The sequence below is a fragment of the Rhizobium sp. 05L419 genome (assembly GCF_056397845.1).
On sequence record NZ_JBFTOF010000019.1, the window covers coordinates 46154 to 67913 of the forward strand.

Genomic DNA, 21760 nt, shown 5'->3' on the forward strand with positions numbered 1-21760 from the left:
AAATCGAACAAGGCCTTGAAGTGCAATCGATAATTCGAAACGCTGCAGATCAGGCTGACTTTCCGCCCTTGATGACCCGCTTGACCGGAGGCTTGCCGGATCGGGCATGCTCCTGCACGAAGTTGACAATACGGGGCGCAATTTCGCGACGGAAACGCGATCCGTTGAAAACGCCGTAGTGGCCGACATCGGGCTGCAGATAATGCATGCGCATGGTCTCGGGGATGTTGACGCAGATCGTCTGCGCCGCCTTTGTCTGGCCGACACCGGAGATGTCGTCATTTTCTCCTTCGACGGTCAGGAGCGCGACATTGCGGATAGCGGCGGGATCGACGCGATTGCCGCGATGAATGAGTTCGCCCTTAGGAAGCGAGTGCTTGATGAACACCTGGTCCACTGTCTGGAGATAGAATTCGGCGGTGAGATCCATGACGGCGAGATATTCATCGTAGAAATCACGGTGCTTTTCGGCCGGCTCACCGTCGTTCTTCACCAGATGCATGAAGAATTCTTTGTGGGCGACGACATGCCTGTCGAGGTTCATCGACATGAAACCGGAGAGCTGCAGAAACCCGGGATAGACGGGGCGCATGAAACCCGGTTGCGGCCACGGCACGTTCATAATGACATTGTCGGCGAACCATTGCAGCGGCTTGTCCTTGGCGAGCTGGTTGACCGCGGTGGGATTGATGCGTGTATCGATCGGTCCGCCCATCAAGGTCATCGATGCCGGCGACAGCGGATCATTGGCCTCTTCCATGACCGCGGCGGCGGCCAGAACAGGTACGGAGGGCTGACAGACCGCGACAACGTGCGTATCGGGGCCGAGGAAATGCAGCATTTCGATGATGTAATCGACATAATCATCGAAATCGAAGGTGCCTTCCGTCATCGGCACCATTCGGGCGTCGATCCAGTCGGTGATGTAGATGTCAGCACTCGGCAGCAGCGCCTCGACGGTGCCTCGCAACAACGTCGCATAGTGGCCGGACATCGGCGCCACGATCAGAATGCGGGGATCGGGCCCGTGACCACCAGGAACGCTGCGCGCGAAATGCAGAAGATCGCAGAAAGGGCGAGACCATACGACCTCTTCCCTGACGGCAATCTTTCGCTCACCGATGACGCTCTGGTTCAATCCGAAGGATGGCTTTCCGTAACGGCGCGTGGTCCGCTCGAACATCTCCAGGCTTGCGGCCATCGTACGGCCCCAGGGGGTCTGCGATAGCGGATTGAGCGGATTTGCATAGGCCAGGCGCATAATATCGGCGATGGCCCGGTAGGGCGCCATTGCGGCATGGTTCAATTCATAAAGCTGATAAAACATGAGATGCGCCACCTTTCTCTGATATGGAAGATGATGCCTATTGAAGGCATCGGTATCTTCCAACGTCGTGCTTGCATCTCAACGCAGACTAACAGGTTTTTGTTGCGCAGCAACATGACCATCTGCACCGCAAAAAGAAATGCCGGGGTTTGATCCCCGGCACGATGGTGCGCCTGAATGCTTAAAGTTCGGCCAAGGGATCCTAACGATCGGCCAGGAACGTCTGCTTCTGGCTGCCCAGGCCTTCTATTCCCAGTTCCACGACATCGCCAGCCTTAAGAAAGCGTTGCGGCTTCATTCCCATACCGACCCCGGGAGGTGTGCCGGTGGAGATCACATCGCCCGGATGGAGCGACATGAACTGGCTGAGATAGGAAACGACGAAGGCCACGCCGTAGACCATCGTTTTCGACGAGCCGTTCTGCATCGTCTCGCCGTTGACCTTGAGCCACATGCCGAGCTTCTGCGGATCGACGATCTCATCCTTCGTGACCAGCCACGGGCCGATCGGGCCAAACGTGTCGCAGGACTTGCCCTTGGTCCACTGTCCCGACCGCTCGGTCTGGAACGCCCGCTCGGATACGTCGTGGGAGACGCAGTAGCCGGCGACGTAGTCGAGCGCGTCCGCCTCGGTGACATATTTTGCTGTCTTGCCGATGACGACGCCGAGCTCGACTTCCCAGTCGGTCTTTTGAGAACCGCGCGGGATCAGAACGTCGTCGTTCGGACCGACGATTGCCGAGGTCGCCTTCATGAAGATCACCGGCTCGGGCGGTACAGTTGCGCCCGTTTCGGCCGCATGGTCGGAAAAGTTGAGGCCGATGCAGATAAACTTGCCCGTTCCGGCCACACAGGCACCGATGCGGCCCGGCGCGAGTTCCGGCAAGCTGTTCGGATCCAGCGCCCTGATCCTTGCAAGCCCTTCGGGCGAAATCGCCTCGCCGGCGATATCGGATACATGGGCAGAAAGATCGCGGATTTTGCCGGTTTCATCGAGCAAGGCTGGCTTTTCGCGACCCGGCTCTCCAATACGCATGAGCTTCATTGAATTTCCTCCTCAGCAAAATCGACGTTTTGAGCACCTATGAACGAATTGTTCATAGGTGTCATTACGGCTTTTGGCATAAGCGGTACGCGGGTTCAGAAAATTTCCGAGAGTTCGGGCCCGACCGGGACTATTCCGGTCGGATTGAGGCTCGCGATCGAATAGTATCCGCGCTTGATATGATCGATGTTCACCGTTTCGGCAATGCCGGGCCAGTCCAGCATGCGCCTGCAGAAGGCGCGAAGACCAGGGTAGTCCGATAGGCGACGCAGATTGCACTTGAACAGGCCGTGATAGGCGACATCGAAACGGACCAACGTGACAAACAGACGAATATCGCTTTCCCCAGGGTGCTCCGAGAACAGGAAGGAGCGCCCTTCAAGTTGAGATTCAACCCAGTCGAGGCATGCAAAGACACCGGCAAAGGCCTCTTCGTAGGCAATCTGCGTCGTTGCGAAGCCCGCGCGGTAAACGCCGTTGTTCAAGTCGGGATAGATCCGGTCGTTGAACGCATTGATCTCGGCCCGCTTGCCGACGGGATAGAGGTCGATCGATTTCGACGCGAGTTCCCCGAAGCCGCTATTCATCATGCGCAGGATATCGGCTGATTCGTTGTTGACGATCGTCTGGCGCTGCTTGTCCCAAAGAACCGGTACGGTTGCGCGCCCGGTAAAGGCCGGCGCAGCGCTTGTGTAGATCTGGTGCATATAGGTGGCGCCCTGAAGTTGATCCTCTGTTGCTCCAGGATAATCACCGAAACGCCATCCCTGTTTCGTCAATGCCGGCTCGACCACTGACACCGAAATGGCCGCATCCAGACCCTTCAGCTTTCGACCGATCAAAGTGCGCGACGCCCAGGGGCAGATATAGGCGACATAGAGATGGTAGCGCCCTTCCTCAGCCTTAAAGCCGGCCTCGCCGGTTGGCCCGGCGCTTCCATCCGGCGTGACCCAGTTGCGAAAGCTCGATGTCTGACGCACGAAGCCGCCTTTGGCGTCCTTGGCTTGCACCGGTTGCCAATCTTCCGTCCATCTGCCGTTTACGAGCAAGGCGATCTCCCTATGTTTTGTTTGGAGAACCCTAGCGCGCTTTCGCGCAGGTGGGAGGCTCAGTTTCTTGAAACAGACTGTGTACCTTCCGCGTCAGGACGCGCTGCTTGCCAACCGCGTTCGTTGAAGCCTAAGACTATGCCCGCAGAGAAGGTGTGCCATGCCTGTTTCGACCTCCACCGTCCACACGACAAGCGCAAGCAGGTATCTCCAGCAGCTTTGCAAGCATTGGAGCCACAAATTTGCAGTCGAGTTCGACGCGCAGAACGGTCAGATTGCCTTCAGCGGTTCGGCGCAGGTCGTTCTGAAGGCGGACGAACAGGCGTTGCATATGACGCTCTCGGCCGACCGAGATCAGCTCGAACGATACGAGATGGTCGTCGCCGATCATCTGAAGCGCTTCGCATTTCGCGAAGAGCTCGACATCACCTGGAATTCCTGCATCCCCAACGCCCCGGAAGACCCATGACAAAAAGCAACAGCCGCGAATCCCAATATCCGATCGATCCGATATTTCTCGATCGTTGGTCGCCTCGCGCCTTCACCGGCGAGGTGATTGCTGAATCGGATTTACTGACCATACTGGACGCCGCCCACTGGGCGCCCTCGTCCTCAAACCAGCAGCCCTGGCGTTTCGTCTACGCGCTCCAGGGTTCGGCCGACTGGGACAAATTCGTGGATCTGCTGGTCGAATCGAACCAGGAGTGGGCAAGGAACGCCTCAGCTCTCATCTTCGTGGTCTCGCGGGATTTCAACGGCGAGCTTTCCGAAGGGCGAAAGAGCTACACACACTCGTTCGACGCCGGCGCCGCCTGGGGGCACCTTGCCATGCAAGCCAAGCTCTCCGGCTTCTATGCGCACGGCATGGGCGGGATCAAGCATGATCAAATCCGGGAGACGTTCGCCATTCCCGAAGGCTATCGTGTAGAAGCCGGCGTCGCAGTCGGCCGTCTTGCCGACAAAAGCGTTCTTCCCGAGCGCTACCGGGAACGTGAGTTTCCGAGCCAGCGCAAGCCGCTGTCCGATGTCGCCTTCAGGGGCAAATTCATCGCCAACTAGAGCAATTCCAGCAAAAGTGCATAGCGGTTTTGCGTTCGAAATTGCGTAAAAACAAAAGGTTAGAGCGTTTTCGCGATTCGGAGAAAAGCGGAAATGCTCTAAGACTGACGACGCACAAATCCCCGCAAAGTTTTACGCTTGCGGGGATTGGGGAATGCCTTGATGGTTTAGACTAAATGTCGAGGTTCGCGACGTTCAGGGCGTTGTCCTGAATGAATTCGCGCCGCGGCTCGACTTCATCGCCCATCAGGCGGGCGAACAAGCCATCGGCATCCGTGGCATCCGGCACCTTGACCTGCAACAGCGACCTGACGTTCGGATCGAGCGTGGTTTCCCAGAGCTGCTCGGCGTTCATTTCGCCGAGCCCCTTGTAGCGCTGCATCGTCAAGCCCTTGCGGCCACTTGCAAAGATCGCGTCGAGAAGCGCCCTGGCACCAGAGATTTCCAGTGCGCCCTCGCGCCGTGTCAACGACGGCGGAGTCTGATAGATCTCCTTCAGGCGCGATGACAGCTGATCGATCAGGCGAGCGTCCTGGGACCCGATCAGGGCCATGTCCAGCACGACGACTTCCTTGACGCCTCGAACCATGCGCTCGAGGCGAAGACCGCCCTCGCTTGTCAGGCTGCCTCCCCAACCGCGTTCCGTTTCCTCGGCAATGATATCCAAACGCTTCGCGACTTCGCCGACCAGTTGTTCGGCGCGCACCCGATCGCTGATGGCCTCGGCATTCAGAGCACCAGCAATTGCTGCCTGCTCGACAGCCGAACGATTGTAGCGGGAGTGCAGATTCTCGAGGAGTGCACGAAGCCGCAACGCATCGACGATCACCTCCCGCAGATCCTGGCCCACGCGTACTTCACCAGTTCCAAGCCTCAGCGCGGCGTCTTCAAGACCCTGGCTGATCAGATACTCTTCAAGCGCCTTCTCGTCCTTCAGGTACTGGATCGATTTGCCACGCGACACCTTATAGAGCGGCGGTTGGGCGATGTAGAGGTGTCCACGCTCGATGAGCTCCGGCATCTGCCGGAAGAAGAAGGTCAGTAGCAGCGTACGAATATGGGCGCCGTCGACGTCGGCGTCCGTCATGATGATGATCTTGTGGTAGCGCAGCTTGTCCGCGTTGAACTCGTCTTTGCCGATGCCGGTACCGAGCGCCGTGATCAGAGTGCCGATTTCCTGGCTGGAGAGCATCTTGTCGAAGCGGGCGCGCTCGACGTTGAGGATTTTGCCGCGCAGCGGCAGGATCGCCTGGTTTTCGCGTGAACGCCCCTGCTTGGCCGAACCGCCTGCCGAATCGCCCTCGACGAGGAAGACTTCGGATTTGGACGGGTCGCGCTCCGAGCAGTCGGCGAGCTTGCCTGGCAGCGAAGCGATGTCGAGGGCGCCCTTGCGGCGCGTCAGTTCTCGCGCCTTGCGGGCCGCTTCGCGGGCAGCGGCAGCTTCGACAACCTTGCCGACCAGAACCTTCGCTTCGGTCGGATGTTCTTCCAGCCAGGTGCTCAGCGCTTCGCTGACGAGATTTTCGACGACCGGGCGAACTTCGGAAGAAACCAGCTTGTCCTTCGTCTGCGAGGAGAACTTCGGATCCGGCACCTTGACGGAAAGCACGGCTGTCAGGCCTTCGCGGCAGTCGTCGCCCGTGAGCGAGACTTTTTCCCTCTTGGTAATCCCAGAGGTATCCGCATAGGAGGTGATCTGGCGCGTCAGGGCCGCGCGGAAGCCGGCCATGTGCGTGCCGCCGTCGCGCTGGGGGATGTTATTGGTGAAGCACAGCACGTTCTCGTGGTAGCTGTCGTTCCACCACATCGCCACCTCGACCGTGATACCGTCCTTTTCCCCGTGGATCGCAACAGGCTTGTCGACAAGCGGCTTCTTGGCGCGGTCGAGATAGGACACGAAAGCTTCCAGGCCGCCGTCGTATAGCAACTCCTCCTGCCTTACGTCGGAATGCCTTTTGTCGGTCAACACAATCCGGACACCCGAGTTCAGGAAGGCGAGCTCGCGCAGGCGGTGCTCCAGCGTTCCAAAGTCGAATTCAATCATGGTGAAGGTACCGGAGCTTGGCATGAAGCTGACTTCAGTGCCGGTCTCTCCCCCCGAATCGCCGATGGCCTTCAGCGGCGCATCCGCGACGCCATGGGTAAAGCTCATCTCATGGACCTTGCCCTGACGCCGGATCTTGAGCTTCAGCCACACCGACAGCGCGTTGACGACCGAAACACCGACGCCGTGCAGACCGCCCGATACCTTGTAGGAATTCTGGTCGAACTTGCCGCCGGCATGCAGCTGGGTCATGATGACTTCGGCAGCTGAAACACCCTCACCGGTATGAATGTCCGTCGGAATTCCGCGGCCGTTGTCCGTCACGGTCACCGACCCATCCGGGTTCAGTGTCACCGTGACGATATCGGCATGACCTGCCAGCGCTTCGTCAATGGCGTTGTCAACGACTTCGTAAACCATGTGATGAAGGCCGGAGCCATCGTCGGTATCGCCGATGTACATGCCCGGCCGTTTACGCACGGCATCGAGGCCCTTCAGAACCTTGATGGAGTCTGCGCCATATTCGGTACTAACGCCGTTTTCCGTCGCGGGTGTATCGGTCATATTGTCGAGAATTTCCCTGTTGTCAGAGCCATGGCGAGCCTTGCGAATCACCGGCTATATTTACCTCAGAATATAGGGTTTTTAGTCCCAGTTCCCAATGCCAACGCCCTCTGCGAAAGCATTAAACAGGGGATTATGACCGTTTTCCGTCGGCTTTCTCGGCATTCTCGATAAGCTCCGAGAGTTTTGCCAAAGTGGTCCGGTCCAGATCACGGATGCACCCCGCCAGACGGTTGGCAAAGGTGGTGTATTCCGCAGCCAAACCGGAGGTATCGATGACGACCCGCGGGTCGGAAAAACGGGCGAGCAGGAACAGTTCCTCCGCCTCGTCCCAGATGATGTTGAAGTAACCGGCAATGCGCTGAAGCAAATCGAAGGTCGGCAGTCCGCGCTTTCCGTGCTCAAGCGCTGAGAGATAGGCGGGAGAGACATGGAGAGCGGCCGCCATGTCTTTTTGCGACACGCCCTTTCGCTGCCTCAACCGGCGGATGGCTTCGCCGAACGGTGTCATGATCTGTCGCCGGGGCGGCGCGAGAGCCTGATATACAACGCACCCTCCCCGCCATGGTGTTGCGCGGCCGTCTCGTAAGACGAGATGAGATAACGAAATTCCGGCTTCGAGAACCAGAGCGGGACGGCACGTTTCAGCGCCCCTTCGCTCCCGAGCGAACTGCCCTTGCCCGTTATGACGAGAACATGGCGCATACCGCGCTCGTGCGCGCGGAGCAGGAATTCCAACAGCATGAGATGGGCTTCGCTCTGGACGAGGCCGTGCAGGTCGATGCGTGCCTCAAGGGCGAGCCGACCCTTGGCGATCTTGCGTTTGACCGGACGCTCGAAGGGATGATGAACGCCCGAGGGCGACTTGGGAGCGGCGGGGGCGCCCGTCTGTGACCCGACGTCATCGCCCGGCGTGATGCCGCTTTTTCCTTTTTCGACCGCCGCGGCGACGCTTTCGGCTTCGATCAGAAATGCGTCGAGTTCGCTCAAGACATCCTGATTGCCTGGCATGGGCCGCGTGCTGCGTGCCACCTTGCCCCAGAGAATTCTCTCGTCGGTGCTGAGCTTGCGGTCCTTCGCCATCAAGCGAACCTCGCCGCGGCGTTGTTCGGGACCAGAATGACGAAATCGGCATCATGGCGTACCGTGCCTGCCAGCTCGCCGGCTTCGTCACCCGATCCGGTGAATATATCACCGCGTGCGGGACCGACAATCGCCGAGCCCGTATCCAGCGCCAGCATCAGACGTTGGAATGGCTTTCCCTGATCGAGATGAACGAGATTTTCGGAGCGGATGAAGAAAGGGTAGCCAAACGTATGGATCATGCGATCGACCGCAAGCGAGCGGCCTGCAATCAGGGGCACCTTTGCCGCCGCGATCGGCCCGGCATGAGCATCGCCGAAAGGTACCTCGCGGAAGAAGATATAGGACCTGTTGTGCCACAGCACCTCATCGATGCGATCCGGATGTGCGGCCAGCCAACGGCGAATGGACTGCATCGAGATATCGGCACGATCGATCTCGCCGTGATCGATCAGCAGCTTGCCGATTGCCGAAAACGGATGTCCGGCCTTGGCCGCATAGGTGATACGGCCCAATCGGCCATCCCGGTAGCGCAAGCGGGCGGCACCCTGGACGTGAACGAAGAAGACATCGACCTTCGATTTTGCCCAGGCGATCTCCAATCCCCGGCCATTCAGTGCACCCCGATCGATATCCCGGCGGTCGGGACAAAGGCCGATCCCGTCGCTTCTCTGCATCCCGAAAACATAAGTCGCATCAATCGTCTGAGGACGATTGCCGTCGTCCAGGTCGATCAGATCTTCGGGGCGACGGTAGAAAGGAAAGCGATATTCCTTATCGGGTGCCGCCGCGACGGCGATTTCCGGCTCATAGAACGCGGTGACGAAACCGGGATTTCCGTCCTTGCGACGGATACGAAAAGGCCGACAGTGCGTCTCGAAAAACGCGCGTGCGCTTGAGGCGGACACGGGATTGAAATCTCGCGCCGCTGCCAGAAGTTCCAGAAGATCGTCCGCAGTCAGCCCCAGCGATCCTGTCCTATAGGGCTTTGCGTCCTCGATGTGACGGCGGCAAGCCTCCATCGCTTCAAAAAGGCCGGAGGGATTTTCATCCTTCCAGCCTTCCAACTCATCGAAGCTTATCGCTTGAAGGGCAAAGCCCTGGGTAGTTTCACTCATGTTCCGATTCGGTAGCCACGAGTTTCCAGTTCGGGTCGCGCGAGCGCGTATCGCGGGCAAACGTCCAAAGATCGTTGACCTCCGCCACATTTTCCGCGTCCCCGTCGACCAGCTTGTCTTCCTTGTCGTAGGTCGCCGAGATCAGTTGGCTGAGGATGCGCACCGTGATCTGCGCTTCGCTAGCCTTTACCTCAACGTTCTTGATCTCCGCCTTCTCGATGCCGACGAAGGTCGACTTGACCTTCTCGCCCTTGGCTTCGCGATCAGCAATTGCAGCATCGAAGCCGTCGTAGACTTCGCGAGACAGGAGGTTCTTGAGCGTCTTGCGGTCGCCATCGGCAAACGCCATCACGATCATCTCATAGGCCATGCGCGCGCCGTTGACGAACTCCTTGGGATCGAACGAGGCATCCGCCTTGGTCATCTCGCGGAGCGAATTGTTCAAAGGCGTGCCTGCCGGAGCAAAGGCATCGATTGCCGCAAAGCGATCTTCTTCCTCAACCGCAACATCGCGCCGCGGCAGCGTGACCACCTTGCCGGCATCCGGCGTTTCGGGACCGGCGGCGTCACGCGGCGTATAGAGATCACGCGGCGGCTTCTCATTTCCCGTCCGACGACCGAGCACGCTGCGTAGCTGAAGAAAAATCAGCACCGCCGCCACAAGAAAAAACAATGTGATGAAGTCGTTTGAACCCATATCCCGCCGCAACCGCCTTTAACTTCTCTGATTTGTATACCCATATAGTCTGCATAGACAGATGATTCAAATGGGTCCGCCAAAGCGGTTCATGTTAACGGAGTCCGGTCACTGCCGGAAAGATACAATGCGCCTCACCATGTTGCCTGGTTTCCTGTTGCTGATGCCGCTCGCCGAGATCGCGGGGTTTGTGCTCGTCGGGAAGGCGATCGGGCTCTGGGCGACGCTCGCGCTTGTCATGCTGAGCTTCGTTGTCGGAATGATGTTGCTGCGGCGCCAGGGCATCGGCATCCTGCGTCGGATGTCGGCGGAAGGTCAGAGCGGCGCCATGCCGGGTCGCGAACTCTTGCGTCCCGCCATGTTGGTGATCGCCTCGCTGTTGCTGATCATTCCCGGCTTCATAACCGACATCATCGCCCTTTTGATCTTCATTCCTGCAGTACGCGATCTTGCGTGGCGCTACGTCAGCAGCCGCTTCGTGGTCGTTGGGACCGCCGGGAGCTCCAGGGCGTCGGCGCGACCGGCCTCTGGCAACGACGGCGCCAAGGTCGTCGACCTTGACGAGGACGATTACCGGCGCGACCCGGGAGGCCACTCTCCCTGGTCCGGTAAAAACCTGGGTGAATGAAGTGGCAGATGAGGTTTTGTGGTCCGTTTGGGCCCACTGGCCCAGGGTTGTAACGACATCTGTGAAATGATAGATGCGGCACCATCCAAATTCCTCGAGGAAAAGCCAATGGCCAGCGAAGACAACAACAACGGTGCGACGAGCCCGAGCCTTACCATCCTTGCTCAGTACACGAAGGATCTCTCCTTCGAAAATCCGGGTGCTCCGCGTTCACTGCAAGCTCGCGACAAGGCCCCGGCCATCAATATCAACGTCAACGTCAACGCCAATCCGCTCTCCGACACGGATTTCGACGTCGTTCTTTCGCTCACCGCCGAAGCCAAGGATGGCGACAAGACGGTATTCCAGGCCGAGCTGGTCTACGGCGGCGTCTTCCGGATCGCGGGTTTCCCGCAAGAGCACATGCTCCCGGTTCTCTTTATCGAGTGCCCGCGCATGCTTTTCCCGTTCGCGCGCCAGATCATCGCCGACGTCACGCGCAATGGCGGCTTCCCGCCCCTGATGATCGACCCGATCGATTTCTCACAGATGTTCGCGCAGCGCGTCGCCGAAGAGCAGGCCCGCGCCAAGGTTCAGACGAACTGATCGTTTCTCCGCTGAATGCAATGACATGCCCGGGTTTGTCCCGGGCATTTTAGTTTGGGCGATCGTATCTTGCCCAAATCCCTTTCTGGCCGAGTTTGGAGATCAGCGCATCGTGCGCCTGTTCTTCCAACGCGCTGAGGCGCGGTGCCAATGGGCGCGGTCGCTCAAGCGCCACCAGGACGATGTCTTCAGCATCGTCATTGCGCTGAGACGCACCGTTGTTTTGAGACGTACCGAGACCAAGTGCCGTCTGACGGCCGCCGATCATTTCGATGTAGACTTCGGCCAAGAGTTCGGAGTCGAGAAGCGCGCCGTGTTTCGTGCGGTGCGAATTGTCGATCCCATAGCGGCGGCAGAGCGCATCGAGCGAATTCGGCCCCATCGGGTTCTTGCGACGCGCAAGCGAGAGCGTATCGGTCACGTGCTCGGGCAATATGGACGGCAGGCCGACGCGGGCGAGTTCCGAATTGATGAAACCCATATCGAACGTGGCATTGTGGGCGATCCACTTACCGTCGCCGAAGAAATCCAAAATCTCTTGCGCGACCTCAGCGAAGGGGCGTTTGTCCTTCAGAAATTCATCGGTTATGCCGTGCACCGCCAATGCATCCGGATGAACCTTCTGGTCGCCCGGGTTGATATAGATATGCAGCGTCCTGCCGGTCGGGAAATGATTGAAAAGCTCAATGCCCCCGATCTCGATGATGCGATCGATGCGGTTGTCCAGGCCAGTGGTTTCCGTATCGAAGATGATCTCACGCATTGGCGAATTCTCCGTCGGCAAGTCGCCGCTTCAGGTCCGAGACGATCTCTGCGACCCGCTGCCTCGCCATGTCGATGCTATGTCCGGTATCAATCACATAATCGGCCCGCGCGCGTTTTTCGGCATCCGGGGTCTGGCGCGAGAGAATCATGTTGAATTTGTCTTCCGTCATGTTCGGTCGCGCAAGCACCCGCTGCCGCTGAATCTGTGGATCGCAGCTTGCTACCACGATAGCATCCACCCTTTTTTCCGCGCCGCTTTCGAAAAGCAGCGGAATATCGAGGATCACCATCTCCGTACCCTTCGCCCGTTCGCGCTCGATGAACTCCACCTCACGCTGTCGGACGAGCGGGTGGACGATCGATTCAAGCTGCTTGAAACCGTCGGGTCTCAGGGCGAGTTGGCGGGCTAGCTCCTGCCGATCCACCGCGCCCTCCCTCATGGTCCCGGGAAAGACGGCGTCGACGAACGGTGCTGCCTCGCCCGAATAGAGATCGTGAACCACCGCATCGGCATCGTTCACCGGAAGGCCCGCTTCGGCAAACAGCTTTGCCATCGTCGACTTGCCCATTCCAATCGAGCCGGTGAGTCCAATCCGCAGCATCAATGGTGTTCCATATCGGCGATGATCAATGAACGAAGATCCTGGGTAACGACCGGCCGTTGCCCGAACCATTTCTCGAATCCCGGGACAGCCTGGTGCAGAAGCATGCCAAGGCCGTCGACCGTTGCAAAGCCCTGTTCTTGCGCCTGCGCCAAAATCGGCGTCTTCAACGGGATGTAGACGATATCGGTCACAACGGCGTTCGGCAGCAATGGGGAGAAGTCGATCCGTGGGGCTTCATCGCCATCCATCCCGAGCGATGTGGTATTGATGAAGAGACCGGCATCTTTCATGACATCGGTGAGCTCGCCCATGGGGTGAGCGCGTACAGTTGCCCCGAAGCGATCCGCCAGTTCCCTTGCCCGATCGATCGTTCGGTTGACCAGATGTATTTCCTTGAATCCGCGGTCACGCACCGCCTGGACAACCGCGCGGCTTGCGCCGCCCGCTCCAAGGACAACAGCGCAACGCGCTTTGTCCCAGCCGGGGTGGCGCTCGTCGAGATTTGCGGTGAAGCCTTGCCCGTCGGTATTTGTTGCCTTGAGCTTGCCGTCCTCGATCCAGAGCGTGTTCGAGGCGCCTAGTTCGCCTGACAATTCATCCGGCTGGTCCGCGAGCTTGAAGGCCATCTCTTTGTGCGGAATCGTGACGTTTCCGCCAACAAAGCCGGATTCCTGCCGCTTCAATGCGCCAATGAATGCGGGAAAGTCGTCCGGCGTCACCTCGTGGGCCCGGTAGCTTCCGGGCAGACCGAGCGTCTTCAGCCAATAGCCGTGGATGAGAGGGGACCGAGAGTGCCTGACGGGAAAGCCCGTCACGAAGGCTTTCGGCGCGAATGTTTCACGTGAATCATCCATCGATCGCACCGAGCGCTCTCAATTTTTCCAGAAGCGGCAGCATGGGCAGCCCCAGTATAGTGAAATAGTCTCCATCGATTTTGGAAAACAATTGTAGCCCCTCCCCTTCGAGCTGATAGGCACCGACACTGCTCAGGGCTCGCTCCCCGACGCGCTTGAGATGACGGTCGATAAAGTCGGCGCTGAGCGGCCGCATCGTTAGCTCGGCGTGGGACACATGCTCCCAGATTATGTCGCCGTTGTAGGCGAGCGCCACCGCACTGTTCAGCCGATGAGCCTTTGCCGAAAGTTGTGTCAGATGATTTGCGGCATCGTCCATGTTCCGGGGCTTGTGAAAGGTCCGCCCTGCCAGAGACATGGTTTGATCCGAACCGATGATCAACGCATCGCCAAAGCGGTCGCTCACCTCTCGGGCTTTGGCCTTGGCAAGGACGAGTGCGATAGCATCGGGTGTTGCTCCCTCCCGCTCCAGCGGCGCTTCGATCAGCCGCTCATCGAGCTTGGCAGGATGGGCTTCGAACGAAAGGCCGGCATTTTGCATCAGCATGCGACGGAACGGGCTGGAAGATGCGAGAATGAGCTTGGGGATCATGGTGGCCTCGGGGCAAATGATGCTGCAGCGCTTACCGCAGCTTCGGGCGGAGAGCAACGATCGCCGCTGCCGTCTCTTCGATGGAGCGTCGGGTGACGTCGATCAGCGGCCAGTTGTGACGTGCACAAAGAGACCGCGCATATTTGAGTTCCTCTGATATCGCGGCGCGATCGGTATAGTCCCCCCGGTCAAAGCCGGGTGTGGCACCAAGGACCCGGTTTTCGCGCACCTGCGAAATACGGTCCGTCGTGGCAATCAGGCACACGATCAGCGGCTTCGTTGCCGAGAACAGACTGTCGGGAAGCGGGACGCCGTAGACGACCGGTATGTTGGCTGTCTTGATGCCGCGGTTGGCGAGATAGATGCTCGTCGGAGTCTTGGATGTACGGCTGATACCGATGATGATGACATCGGCGTCGTTATAGTCATCGGGCATCTGACCATCGTCGTGGTCCATTGTAAAATTCAGGGCCTCGATGCGCGCGAAGTACCCGGCATTCATCACATGCTGGGCCCCGACGCGCCGGCGTGATGGCGCGCCGAGATAGATCTGGAATGCATTGATGACCGGCTCCAGCACATTGACCGACGCCACGCCCATCTCCGCACAGCGCTCATTGATAAGCGTGGCGAGTTCCCGATCGACAATCGTGTAGAGTACAATGCCCGGTTCGCTGTCGATCGCCTGCAGCACGCTCAGCAGTTGCTTTCGATTTCGGATGAGGGGGTAAACATGCTCGATGGATTGCGCGGACTTGAATTGTGCCGAAGCCGCCCGACCAGCGGAGATCAGAGTCTCRCCGGTYGAGTCAGAAATCAGATGCAGATGGAAGAAGTTCGTYCTGTTCTCCACGCTATTTTCCGCTGCCTGTTGAAAASACTGGATGACGGAGAGCTACGAGACCGGCGGCGGGTAAGGCAAGGGAAAACGTGCCTGGTTTTCCACATTTCGAGTTTTTGGGATGGCTTCGGCACTGGGCTGTTGCTTCTGTGGACAGCGGTGCGTTCACAGGACAAAGCCCACAGGTTTTCCACAGACGGCGTGGCAACAGGCGGGGCCGCATCGTGATGAAATCATTTGCTGTTTTTTCCTTGTCCACGATTTTTCGGCAAAACAGTGGTTTTTTGTCCAGTGCGTTCGGCTTGGGCGTGACAATTGGCGTCGGGCGTGGATGGATTTTAATCCTTGATAGTCACCGACTCTAAGAAATAGAAACCTTTTAGATATCTTTTATATTTTTTAAGGGAAGAAGCGCTTGAGCGATACGCGTCGGACGATAATGCGGGTTTTGGAAGGCGAGACAGTTACGCCTCCCCCGATCTGGTTGATGCGACAGGCCGGGCGATATCTTCCCGAGTATCGACAGACGAGAGCCAAGGCAGGCAGCTTCCTCGATCTCTGCTACACGCCCGACTATGCCGTCGAGGTCACGCTGCAGCCGATTCGTCGATATGGCTTTGACGCTGCCATCCTGTTTTCGGATATTCTCGTCATCCCGGATGCATTGAAGCGAAATGTGCGTTTCACGGAGGGCCATGGGCCGGAGATGGATCCGATCGATGCAGATGGGATAGGCGATCTTGATACCGATGGGGTCCTCCAGCACCTTGGACCGGTGCTGGAGACGGTTGGGCGGTTGCGGCGGGAACTGCCAGCGGCTACCACGCTGCTAGGCTTCTGTGGCGCTCCCTGGACCGTTGCGACCTATATGATCGCCGGGCACGGAACGCCGGATCAGGCGCCCGCACGGCTTTTCGCGTATAAATACCCCAAAGCGTTCGAAGCGCTGCTGATGTTGCTCGCCGACATATCGGCTGACTATCTGGTTGCGCAGATCGATGCCGGTGCCGATGCGGTCCAGATTTTCGATTCCTGGGCAGGCGTGCTTGGGGAGCGCGAGTTTTCTGCTTTCGCCGTGAAGCCGGTCGCTCGGATGATTGCGTCGATCCGGGAGCGCCGGCCGAAGGCTCGTATCATCGCCTTTGCGAAGGGCGCTGGATATCTCCTGAAGGATTACCGGAAAAGGACGGATGCGGACGCGATCGGTCTCGATTGGTCCGTGCCGCTCGACTTTGCCGTCGAGTTGCAGAAGGACGGGCCGGTTCAAGGCAATCTCGATCCGATGCGGGTGGTTGCAGGTGGTGTTGCCCTTGAGGATGGTATCGACGACATTCTTCAGCGGCTCGGCAATGGGCCTCTGATCTTCAATCTTGGCCATGGGATTACGCCGCAGGCCGATCCGGAGAACGTAAGGCTTCTGGTCGAACGTGTTCGCGGCGGGAGATCCTGAGGATGGGACGGCAGATTGACGAAAAGCCCGGGGCCTATGCGCGTCGCCGTGCGTTTCTGGCGATTGTCTGTTTCGGGCTTCTGGCAGTCGGTCTTTTTGCCTGGAACCCGGATACGCTCTACCTTTGGGTCAAAGCGCTTCATATCATCGCGGTTATCTCCTGGATGGCGGGGCTTTTCTACATGCCGCGGCTGTTCATCTACCACACCGATGCTGAACCGGGGTCGATCCAATCGGAAACGTTCAAGGTGATGGAGCGAAGGCTTCTCAAGGTCATCATGAACCCGGCGATGATGCTGAGCTGGATCCTTGGCCTCTACCTCGCCTGGTCGGTCTATGGTTTTCAGGGCGGGTGGTTGCACGCCAAGATCGGGCTTGTCGTGCTGATGACCGGAGTCCATGTCTTCTTCAGCCGTGCGGCAAAAGCCTTTGAACGCGACGAAAATCGGCGTTCCGCGCGTTATTGGCGGTTCATGAACGAGGCGCCGACGGTCCTGATGATCGCCATCGTCATCCTCGTTGTCGTGAAGCCATTCTGATACGCCGGCGTGAGGAGGTTAAATTCATTTCATTTTAAGCTGCCCTCTTGCAGGGACTGACCTTACTCGCTATTTTCCCCGCACCTCATCCTTGTGGCATGTATGTAAAGTTCGATCGTCTGCGGCTCTTTCGCAGGACCGGTTACTGCCTCGACATCGCCTTTCCCCTCCAAAATATAGAGTATTGGTCACTTCATGGCTGAAATGAAGCTTCAGGAACTTAAGAGTAAATCCCCGACGGATCTGCTGGCATTTGCCGAATCGCTCGAGGTCGAAAACGCGAGCACGATGCGCAAACAGGAGCTGATGTTTGCGATTTTGAAAGTGCTTGCCAGCCAGGATGTCGAAATTATCGGCGAAGGCGTTGTCGAGGTGCTTCAGGATGGTTTCGGCTTCCTTCGCTCCGCGAACGCCAACTATCTGCCCGGCCCGGACGATATCTATATTTCCCCTTCGCAGATTCGCCGCTTTTCGCTGAAGACGGGCGACACCGTGGAAGGCCCAATTCGCGGTCCCAAGGAAGGCGAACGCTACTTTGCGCTGCTGAAGGTCAATACGATCAATTTCGACGATCCCGAGAAGATCAGGCACAAGGTTCATTTCGACAATCTGACGCCGCTCTACCCGAACGAGCGCTTCAAGATGGAGCTGGATGTCCCGACGACGAAGGATCTGTCGCCGCGTGTGATCGATCTCGTTGCGCCGCTCGGCAAGGGACAGCGTGGCTTGATCGTCGCTCCGCCGCGCACCGGCAAGACGGTGCTGCTGCAGAACATCGCGCATTCGATCACCGCAAACCATCCAGAGTGTTATCTCATTGTTCTCCTGATCGACGAGCGCCCGGAAGAAGTGACGGACATGCAGCGTTCCGTTCGCGGAGAGGTCGTCTCGTCGACCTTCGACGAACCCGCAGTTCGCCACGTTCAGGTTGCCGAAATCGTGATCGAAAAAGCCAAGCGTCTGGTCGAGCATGGGAGAGACGTGGTTATTCTTCTCGACTCGATCACGCGTCTTGGTCGCGCCTACAACACGGTTGTCCCCTCCTCCGGCAAGGTCTTGACCGGCGGTGTTGACGCGAACGCGTTGCAGCGCCCGAAGCGCTTCTTCGGCGCTGCCCGCAATATCGAGGAAGGTGGTTCCTTGACGATTATCGCCACCGCGTTGATCGACACCGGCAGCCGCATGGACGAAGTTATCTTTGAAGAATTCAAGGGTACCGGCAACTCGGAAATCGTCCTCGACCGCAAGGTGGCCGACAAGCGCATCTTCCCGGCAATGGACATCCTCAAGTCCGGAACGCGCAAGGAGGATCTTCTGGTTCCACGGCAGGATCTGCAGAAGATCTTCGTGCTGCGTCGTATCCTGGCGCCGATGGGCACGACGGATGCGATCGAATTCCTCATCGACAAACTGAAGCAGACGAAGAGCAACCCGGATTTCTTCGAGTCGATGAATACCTAATTATTAGCCGGATTCAACCTATAAAGCCGGTCACAGCTGTGGCCGGCTTTGTCGTTTATAGGCCGCAATTGACCTGGTTTTCGGGCATTCCAATCGATGTGGTACAGACCATATTGCCCTGACCATGCGCCGATCGATTCGGGAACGAACCAAACAGGTAAGTGTGCAACAGTGATTGAGCCACGCCATACAATCTACGCTCTGTCCAGTGGTGCGGTGCCATCTGGCGTCGCCGTCGTTCGGTTGAGCGGCCCCGCGGCGCGGGGTGTTGCCAGCGATATGGTCGGCGGCGCTCTCAATCCCAGACAAGCCTATCTGAGAACGATTCGAACACGTAACGGTCTGATGCTCGACAAGGCGCTTGTCCTGTTCTTCCCCGCCCCTCATTCGTTTACCGGCGAGGATGTCCTGGAACTCCACATTCATGGCGGGCGTGCGGTAGTTGAGGCTCTCTATACCGAGCTTGGGTCGTTCCCCGGCCTCCGCCAGGCGATGGCGGGAGAGTTCTCCCGCCGCGCCTTCGAGAATGGCAAGCTCGATCTGCTGGAGATAGAGGGGCTGGCTGACCTCATTTCGGCCGAGACGGAGATGCAACGACGGCTTGCGCTGGAGCATAGCTCCGGCGGTCTGTCTGCTCTCTATTCGTCCTGGTCCGACCGCCTCATACGCGGCCGCGCTCTTGTTGAGGCCGAGCTCGATTTTCCCGACGAGGACGACGTGCCGGGCTCCGTATCGGATCAGGTCTGGGCGGATATGAGCAGACTCGCCGAGGAGATCGAGCAGCATCTGGGTCAGAGCGTCCAAGGCGAGATCATTCGAGATGGGTTCAAGGTCGTTATTGCCGGCGAACCCAATGCAGGCAAATCAAGTCTGATGAACGCGCTGGTCCGTCGTGACGTTGCAATCGTCACCGGCATCGCCGGCACAACGCGCGACGTTTTGAGCACGGACCTCGACATTGACGGGTTTCTGGTAAGGCTATTTGACACCGCCGGGCTCCGGGAGACCGATGAGGTTGTGGAACGCGAGGGGGTGCGCCGCGCCAGGATCGCCATCAGCGAGGCCGATCTGGTTCTATTTCTCGAGGACTCATCGGCCTATCCAACAATGGCGAGACTGCCGGCGGGTGCACTGTGGATCGGAACCAAATCCGATCTGCCGCAGAGGAGCGACAGCGCGTACGACCTTACGGTATCGACAGAGAGTGGGGCCGGCCTGGATCAGCTCAGAGCGCTGATTTCCGATCGGTTGAAGGCCAAGGTGCATCCGCAGTCGATGGCCATTCCAACCAGGGCGCGACACAGGGATTCGCTTGCGGAATGTTTGAAGGCTGTTCGAGCCGCCCTGTTGGCTTCTGACCGTGGGTTGGACCTCAGGGCTGAAGAACTGCGCGCAGCCGCGGACGCCCTCGGGAGGGTGACCGGCCGTATCGATGTCGAGAATCTGCTTGATGTTATATTCGGAGAGTTCTGCATAGGGAAATGATTCACGTGAAACACGCGGGATTGTCAGAAATTGACGGTTTCACGTGAAACACCTTGACTCGTTTACCGACTTCACTCATCACCGAGCGATCTCAGGAGCTTTGGAATGGATACTTCTCGGTTTGATGTCATCGTTATCGGTGGCGGACACGCGGGTTGCGAGGCGGCAGCAGCAGCAGCGCGCCTGGGTGCCAACACGGCGTTGGTCACGCACAAGAGAGATACAATCGGCGTGATGTCCTGCAACCCCGCCATTGGTGGTCTGGGCAAGGGCCATCTTGTCCGTGAGATCGATGCCCTGGACGGGCTAATGGGCCGCGTCGCTGATGCCGGCGGCATTCAATTCCGCATGCTCAATCGCAAGAAGGGCCCTGCTGTCCGGGGGCCAAGGACGCAGGCTGATCGGAAGCTCTATCGGCTGGCCATGCGTGCGGAAATCGAAGCGATCCCGAATCTCACGATTGTCGAAGGCGATGCTTTTGATCTGTCTATTATGGACGGTCGAGTTGCAGCGGTTGTCATGAAAGATAGCCGGATTCTTCCATGCGGCTCGGTGGTCCTGACCACGGGTACATTTCTGCGCGGTCTCATCCATATCGGTGACAAGAAGATACCTGCGGGACGCGCCGGAGAAGAGCCGTCCATCGGCCTGTCGCAGACGCTGCTTGGACTTGGCCTGCAGCTTGGGCGTCTGAAGACGGGCACCCCTGCCCGGCTGAGCGGCAGGACCATCGACTGGGCCGCAGTGGGGCGGCAGGGTGCCGATGATCAACCGATACCCTTCTCATTCATGACCGACCGGATTTCAAATCCGCAAATCGAATGCGGTGTGACCCGCACGACGGATTCTACCCATCGCATTATCGTCGACAACCTTAAGCTATCTGCAATGTATTCCGGGCAGATCGAGGGCGTGGGACCACGCTACTGCCCATCAATTGAAGATAAGCTGGTCAAGTTTGGCGAACGTGATGGCCACCAGATCTTCTTGGAACCCGAGGGTCTGGATGACGATACGGTCTATCCAAACGGCATTTCCACGTCGTTGCCCGCGGAGATACAGGAAGCGTTCATCCATACCATACCCGGTCTGGAGCGCGTTCAAATTTTGCATCCGGGGTATGCGATCGAGTACGACCACGTCGACCCCCGAGAGTTGAAGCCCTCGCTGGAAGTGAAAAAACTAAGAGGACTGTTTCTTGCCGGGCAGATCAACGGCACGACCGGTTACGAGGAAGCGGCAGCACAGGGACTGGTTGCTGGCGTCAACGCAGCGCGGCTTGCCGGCGGTGCCGAGGCAGTTCGCTTCAGCCGCACGGAATCGTATATAGGCGTTATGATCGACGATCTTACGTCACGGGGTGTGGCAGAGCCATACCGCATGTTTACGTCGCGAGCAGAGTATCGGTTATCGCTGCGTGCGGACAATGCCGATGTCAGGCTGACGCCGTTGGCGATAGAGATCGGCCTTGCCTCTGGCGAGCGGTCCAGCAGGTTCGGTCAGTATAGCCAGGCGCTGGACACTGGCCGGGATCTGTTGTCTTCATTGACGGTGACGCCCAATGAGGCAGGGCGGTCAGGGCTCAAGCTGAACCAGGACGGTCAGCGTCGGAATGCCTATGACCTATTGTCCTATCCCGACATCACGCTCGACGACCTGAAGAGGATTTGGCCACAGCTCAATGCGGTTGCTGGCCGTGTGGGGGAAGCTTTGGAGATCGAGGCTAACTACGCCGTCTATATGCAACGCCAGCAGGTTGACGTCGCACATATCAAGCGTGACGAGCGTCGCGTGATCCCTGCGGACTTCGATTTCGCTGGGTTGTCGGGTCTATCGAACGAACTCAAGCACAAGCTGAGCACCGTTCGGCCCTATGATGTGGCCCAGGCCGCGAAGGTTGACGGCATGACGCCTGCGGCAATTTCCTTGCTTCTCGTTCATCTGAGGCGGGGCGAGGCCGCCGCCTAGC

At 58.5% G+C, this 21760-nt stretch carries 22 protein-coding genes; 9 read left to right on the top strand and 13 right to left on the bottom strand.

The window, feature by feature from the left end; translation table 11 throughout:
* Positions 1-49: 49 nt before the first annotated feature.
* From AC1DMK_RS21540 to AC1DMK_RS21550, 3 genes are all read right to left on the bottom strand, one after another.
* Positions 50-1327, bottom strand: a complete 1278-nt coding sequence (locus AC1DMK_RS21540) for a polyhydroxyalkanoate depolymerase (RefSeq protein ID WP_037064703.1) — start codon at positions 1325-1327, stop codon at positions 50-52.
* A gap of 202 nt (positions 1328-1529) precedes the next feature.
* Entirely contained in the window at positions 1530-2372 is an 843-nt protein-coding gene (locus tag AC1DMK_RS21545; RefSeq protein WP_477861846.1) for a fumarylacetoacetate hydrolase family protein, read from the bottom strand.
* 95 nt (positions 2373-2467) lie between these two features.
* Positions 2468-3421, bottom strand: coding sequence for a glutathione S-transferase family protein (locus tag AC1DMK_RS21550; protein WP_477861847.1), 954 nt, complete (start codon positions 3419-3421; stop codon positions 2468-2470).
* Positions 3422-3581: 160 nt separating this feature from the next.
* Here AC1DMK_RS21550 and AC1DMK_RS21555 point away from each other — a divergent pair, with 160 nt between their 5' ends.
* Both AC1DMK_RS21555 and AC1DMK_RS21560 read left to right on the top strand, forming a co-directional pair.
* A complete protein-coding gene (locus tag AC1DMK_RS21555; protein ID WP_477861849.1) occupies positions 3582-3890 on the top strand; it encodes a DUF2218 domain-containing protein in 309 nt (102 codons plus the stop codon).
* On the top strand, positions 3887-4480 hold the full coding sequence (locus AC1DMK_RS21560; RefSeq protein WP_037064575.1) for a nitroreductase family protein: 594 nt from the start codon (positions 3887-3889) through the stop codon (positions 4478-4480). The genes AC1DMK_RS21555 and AC1DMK_RS21560 overlap by 4 nt, the downstream gene beginning before the upstream one ends.
* Positions 4481-4652: 172 nt before the next feature.
* Here AC1DMK_RS21560 and gyrB read toward each other — a convergent pair whose 3' ends face one another.
* From gyrB to AC1DMK_RS21585, 5 genes are all read right to left on the bottom strand, one after another.
* A complete protein-coding gene (gyrB, locus tag AC1DMK_RS21565; RefSeq protein WP_477861851.1) occupies positions 4653-7088 on the bottom strand; it encodes a DNA topoisomerase (ATP-hydrolyzing) subunit B in 2436 nt (811 codons plus the stop codon).
* A gap of 133 nt (positions 7089-7221) precedes the next feature.
* A complete protein-coding gene (locus AC1DMK_RS21570; protein WP_037064579.1) occupies positions 7222-7599 on the bottom strand; it encodes a helix-turn-helix domain-containing protein in 378 nt (125 codons plus the stop codon).
* The gene (locus AC1DMK_RS21575; protein ID WP_477861854.1) at positions 7596-8171 is read right to left on the bottom strand and encodes a Smr/MutS family protein; all 576 of its coding nucleotides are present in this window, start codon (positions 8169-8171) and stop codon (positions 7596-7598) included. Before AC1DMK_RS21575 ends, AC1DMK_RS21570 begins: the two co-directional genes overlap by 4 nt.
* The gene (mltA, locus tag AC1DMK_RS21580; RefSeq protein ID WP_477861855.1) at positions 8171-9289 is read right to left on the bottom strand and encodes a murein transglycosylase A; all 1119 of its coding nucleotides are present in this window, start codon (positions 9287-9289) and stop codon (positions 8171-8173) included. The genes AC1DMK_RS21575 and mltA overlap by 1 nt, the downstream gene beginning before the upstream one ends.
* Entirely contained in the window at positions 9282-9986 is a 705-nt protein-coding gene (locus AC1DMK_RS21585) for a Tim44/TimA family putative adaptor protein (protein WP_037064583.1), read from the bottom strand. The genes mltA and AC1DMK_RS21585 overlap by 8 nt, the downstream gene beginning before the upstream one ends.
* Before the next feature lie 127 nt (positions 9987-10113).
* Between AC1DMK_RS21585 and AC1DMK_RS21590 the strand changes: the two genes are divergently transcribed.
* Positions 10114-10614, top strand: coding sequence for an FxsA family protein (locus AC1DMK_RS21590; RefSeq protein WP_477861857.1), 501 nt, complete (start codon positions 10114-10116; stop codon positions 10612-10614).
* A gap of 108 nt (positions 10615-10722) precedes the next feature.
* Complete coding sequence (gene secB, locus AC1DMK_RS21595) at positions 10723-11199, top strand: protein-export chaperone SecB (RefSeq protein WP_037064586.1); 477 nt, start codon at positions 10723-10725, stop codon at positions 11197-11199.
* Positions 11200-11248: 49 nt separating this feature from the next.
* Here secB and dnaQ read toward each other — a convergent pair whose 3' ends face one another.
* The 5 genes from dnaQ to AC1DMK_RS21620 are packed head-to-tail and all read right to left on the bottom strand — an operon-like array spanning position 11249 to position 14868.
* Positions 11249-11962, bottom strand: a complete 714-nt coding sequence (gene dnaQ / locus AC1DMK_RS21600; protein ID WP_037064587.1) for a DNA polymerase III subunit epsilon — start codon at positions 11960-11962, stop codon at positions 11249-11251.
* Positions 11955-12566 (bottom strand): dephospho-CoA kinase, encoded by a 612-nt coding sequence (gene coaE / locus AC1DMK_RS21605; RefSeq protein WP_477861860.1) that lies wholly within the window; start codon positions 12564-12566, stop codon positions 11955-11957. The genes dnaQ and coaE overlap by 8 nt, the downstream gene beginning before the upstream one ends.
* Positions 12566-13423, bottom strand: coding sequence for a shikimate dehydrogenase (locus tag AC1DMK_RS21610; protein WP_037064592.1), 858 nt, complete (start codon positions 13421-13423; stop codon positions 12566-12568). The genes coaE and AC1DMK_RS21610 overlap by 1 nt, the downstream gene beginning before the upstream one ends.
* Entirely contained in the window at positions 13416-14015 is a 600-nt protein-coding gene (locus AC1DMK_RS21615; RefSeq protein ID WP_477861862.1) for a Maf-like protein, read from the bottom strand. The genes AC1DMK_RS21610 and AC1DMK_RS21615 overlap by 8 nt, the downstream gene beginning before the upstream one ends.
* Positions 14016-14046: 31 nt before the next feature.
* A complete protein-coding gene (locus AC1DMK_RS21620; RefSeq protein ID WP_477861864.1) occupies positions 14047-14868 on the bottom strand; it encodes a pyruvate, water dikinase regulatory protein in 822 nt (273 codons plus the stop codon).
* Between the two features lie 403 nt (positions 14869-15271).
* On the opposite strand from AC1DMK_RS21620, the gene hemE reads away from it, so the two are divergent.
* From hemE to mnmG, 5 genes are all read left to right on the top strand, one after another.
* Positions 15272-16306: a uroporphyrinogen decarboxylase gene (hemE, locus tag AC1DMK_RS21625; protein ID WP_477861865.1), complete on the top strand. Its 1035-nt coding sequence runs from the start codon at positions 15272-15274 to the stop codon at positions 16304-16306.
* A 2-nt stretch (positions 16307-16308) separates the two neighbouring features.
* Positions 16309-16845, top strand: coding sequence for a protoporphyrinogen oxidase HemJ (hemJ, locus tag AC1DMK_RS21630; protein ID WP_037064601.1), 537 nt, complete (start codon positions 16309-16311; stop codon positions 16843-16845).
* 195 nt (positions 16846-17040) lie between these two features.
* A complete protein-coding gene (gene rho / locus AC1DMK_RS21635) occupies positions 17041-18306 on the top strand; it encodes a transcription termination factor Rho (protein ID WP_113000628.1) in 1266 nt (421 codons plus the stop codon).
* A 171-nt stretch (positions 18307-18477) separates the two neighbouring features.
* Positions 18478-19791: a tRNA uridine-5-carboxymethylaminomethyl(34) synthesis GTPase MnmE gene (gene mnmE, locus AC1DMK_RS21640; RefSeq protein ID WP_477861868.1), complete on the top strand. Its 1314-nt coding sequence runs from the start codon at positions 18478-18480 to the stop codon at positions 19789-19791.
* Positions 19792-19896: 105 nt separating this feature from the next.
* Positions 19897-21759: a tRNA uridine-5-carboxymethylaminomethyl(34) synthesis enzyme MnmG gene (gene mnmG, locus AC1DMK_RS21645; RefSeq protein WP_477861870.1), complete on the top strand. Its 1863-nt coding sequence runs from the start codon at positions 19897-19899 to the stop codon at positions 21757-21759.
* Position 21760: the final 1 nt, after the last annotated feature.

Excerpts from the sequence above, each read along its gene's own strand:
- AC1DMK_RS21540 (WP_037064703.1), bottom strand. The coding sequence starts at position 1,327 with ATGTTTTATCAGCTTTATGAATTGAACCATGCCGCAATGGCGCCCTAC.
- AC1DMK_RS21545 (WP_477861846.1), bottom strand. The coding sequence starts at position 2,372 with ATGAAGCTCATGCGTATTGGAGAGCCGGGTCGCGAAAAGCCAGCCTTG.
- AC1DMK_RS21555 (WP_477861849.1), top strand. The coding sequence starts at position 3,582 with ATGCCTGTTTCGACCTCCACCGTCCACACGACAAGCGCAAGCAGGTAT.
- AC1DMK_RS21560 (WP_037064575.1), top strand. The coding sequence starts at position 3,887 with ATGACAAAAAGCAACAGCCGCGAATCCCAATATCCGATCGATCCGATA.
- gyrB (WP_477861851.1), bottom strand. The coding sequence starts at position 7,088 with ATGACCGATACACCCGCGACGGAAAACGGCGTTAGTACCGAATATGGC.
- AC1DMK_RS21570 (WP_037064579.1), bottom strand. The coding sequence starts at position 7,599 with ATGACACCGTTCGGCGAAGCCATCCGCCGGTTGAGGCAGCGAAAGGGC.
- AC1DMK_RS21575 (WP_477861854.1), bottom strand. The coding sequence starts at position 8,171 with ATGGCGAAGGACCGCAAGCTCAGCACCGACGAGAGAATTCTCTGGGGC.
- mltA (WP_477861855.1), bottom strand. The coding sequence starts at position 9,289 with ATGAGTGAAACTACCCAGGGCTTTGCCCTTCAAGCGATAAGCTTCGAT.
- AC1DMK_RS21585 (WP_037064583.1), bottom strand. The coding sequence starts at position 9,986 with ATGGGTTCAAACGACTTCATCACATTGTTTTTTCTTGTGGCGGCGGTG.
- AC1DMK_RS21590 (WP_477861857.1), top strand. The coding sequence starts at position 10,114 with ATGCGCCTCACCATGTTGCCTGGTTTCCTGTTGCTGATGCCGCTCGCC.
- secB (WP_037064586.1), top strand. The coding sequence starts at position 10,723 with ATGGCCAGCGAAGACAACAACAACGGTGCGACGAGCCCGAGCCTTACC.
- dnaQ (WP_037064587.1), bottom strand. The coding sequence starts at position 11,962 with ATGCGTGAGATCATCTTCGATACGGAAACCACTGGCCTGGACAACCGC.
- coaE (WP_477861860.1), bottom strand. The coding sequence starts at position 12,566 with ATGCTGCGGATTGGACTCACCGGCTCGATTGGAATGGGCAAGTCGACG.
- AC1DMK_RS21610 (WP_037064592.1), bottom strand. The coding sequence starts at position 13,423 with ATGGATGATTCACGTGAAACATTCGCGCCGAAAGCCTTCGTGACGGGC.
- AC1DMK_RS21615 (WP_477861862.1), bottom strand. The coding sequence starts at position 14,015 with ATGATCCCCAAGCTCATTCTCGCATCTTCCAGCCCGTTCCGTCGCATG.
- hemJ (WP_037064601.1), top strand. The coding sequence starts at position 16,309 with ATGGGACGGCAGATTGACGAAAAGCCCGGGGCCTATGCGCGTCGCCGT.
- rho (WP_113000628.1), top strand. The coding sequence starts at position 17,041 with ATGGCTGAAATGAAGCTTCAGGAACTTAAGAGTAAATCCCCGACGGAT.
- mnmG (WP_477861870.1), top strand. The coding sequence starts at position 19,897 with ATGGATACTTCTCGGTTTGATGTCATCGTTATCGGTGGCGGACACGCG.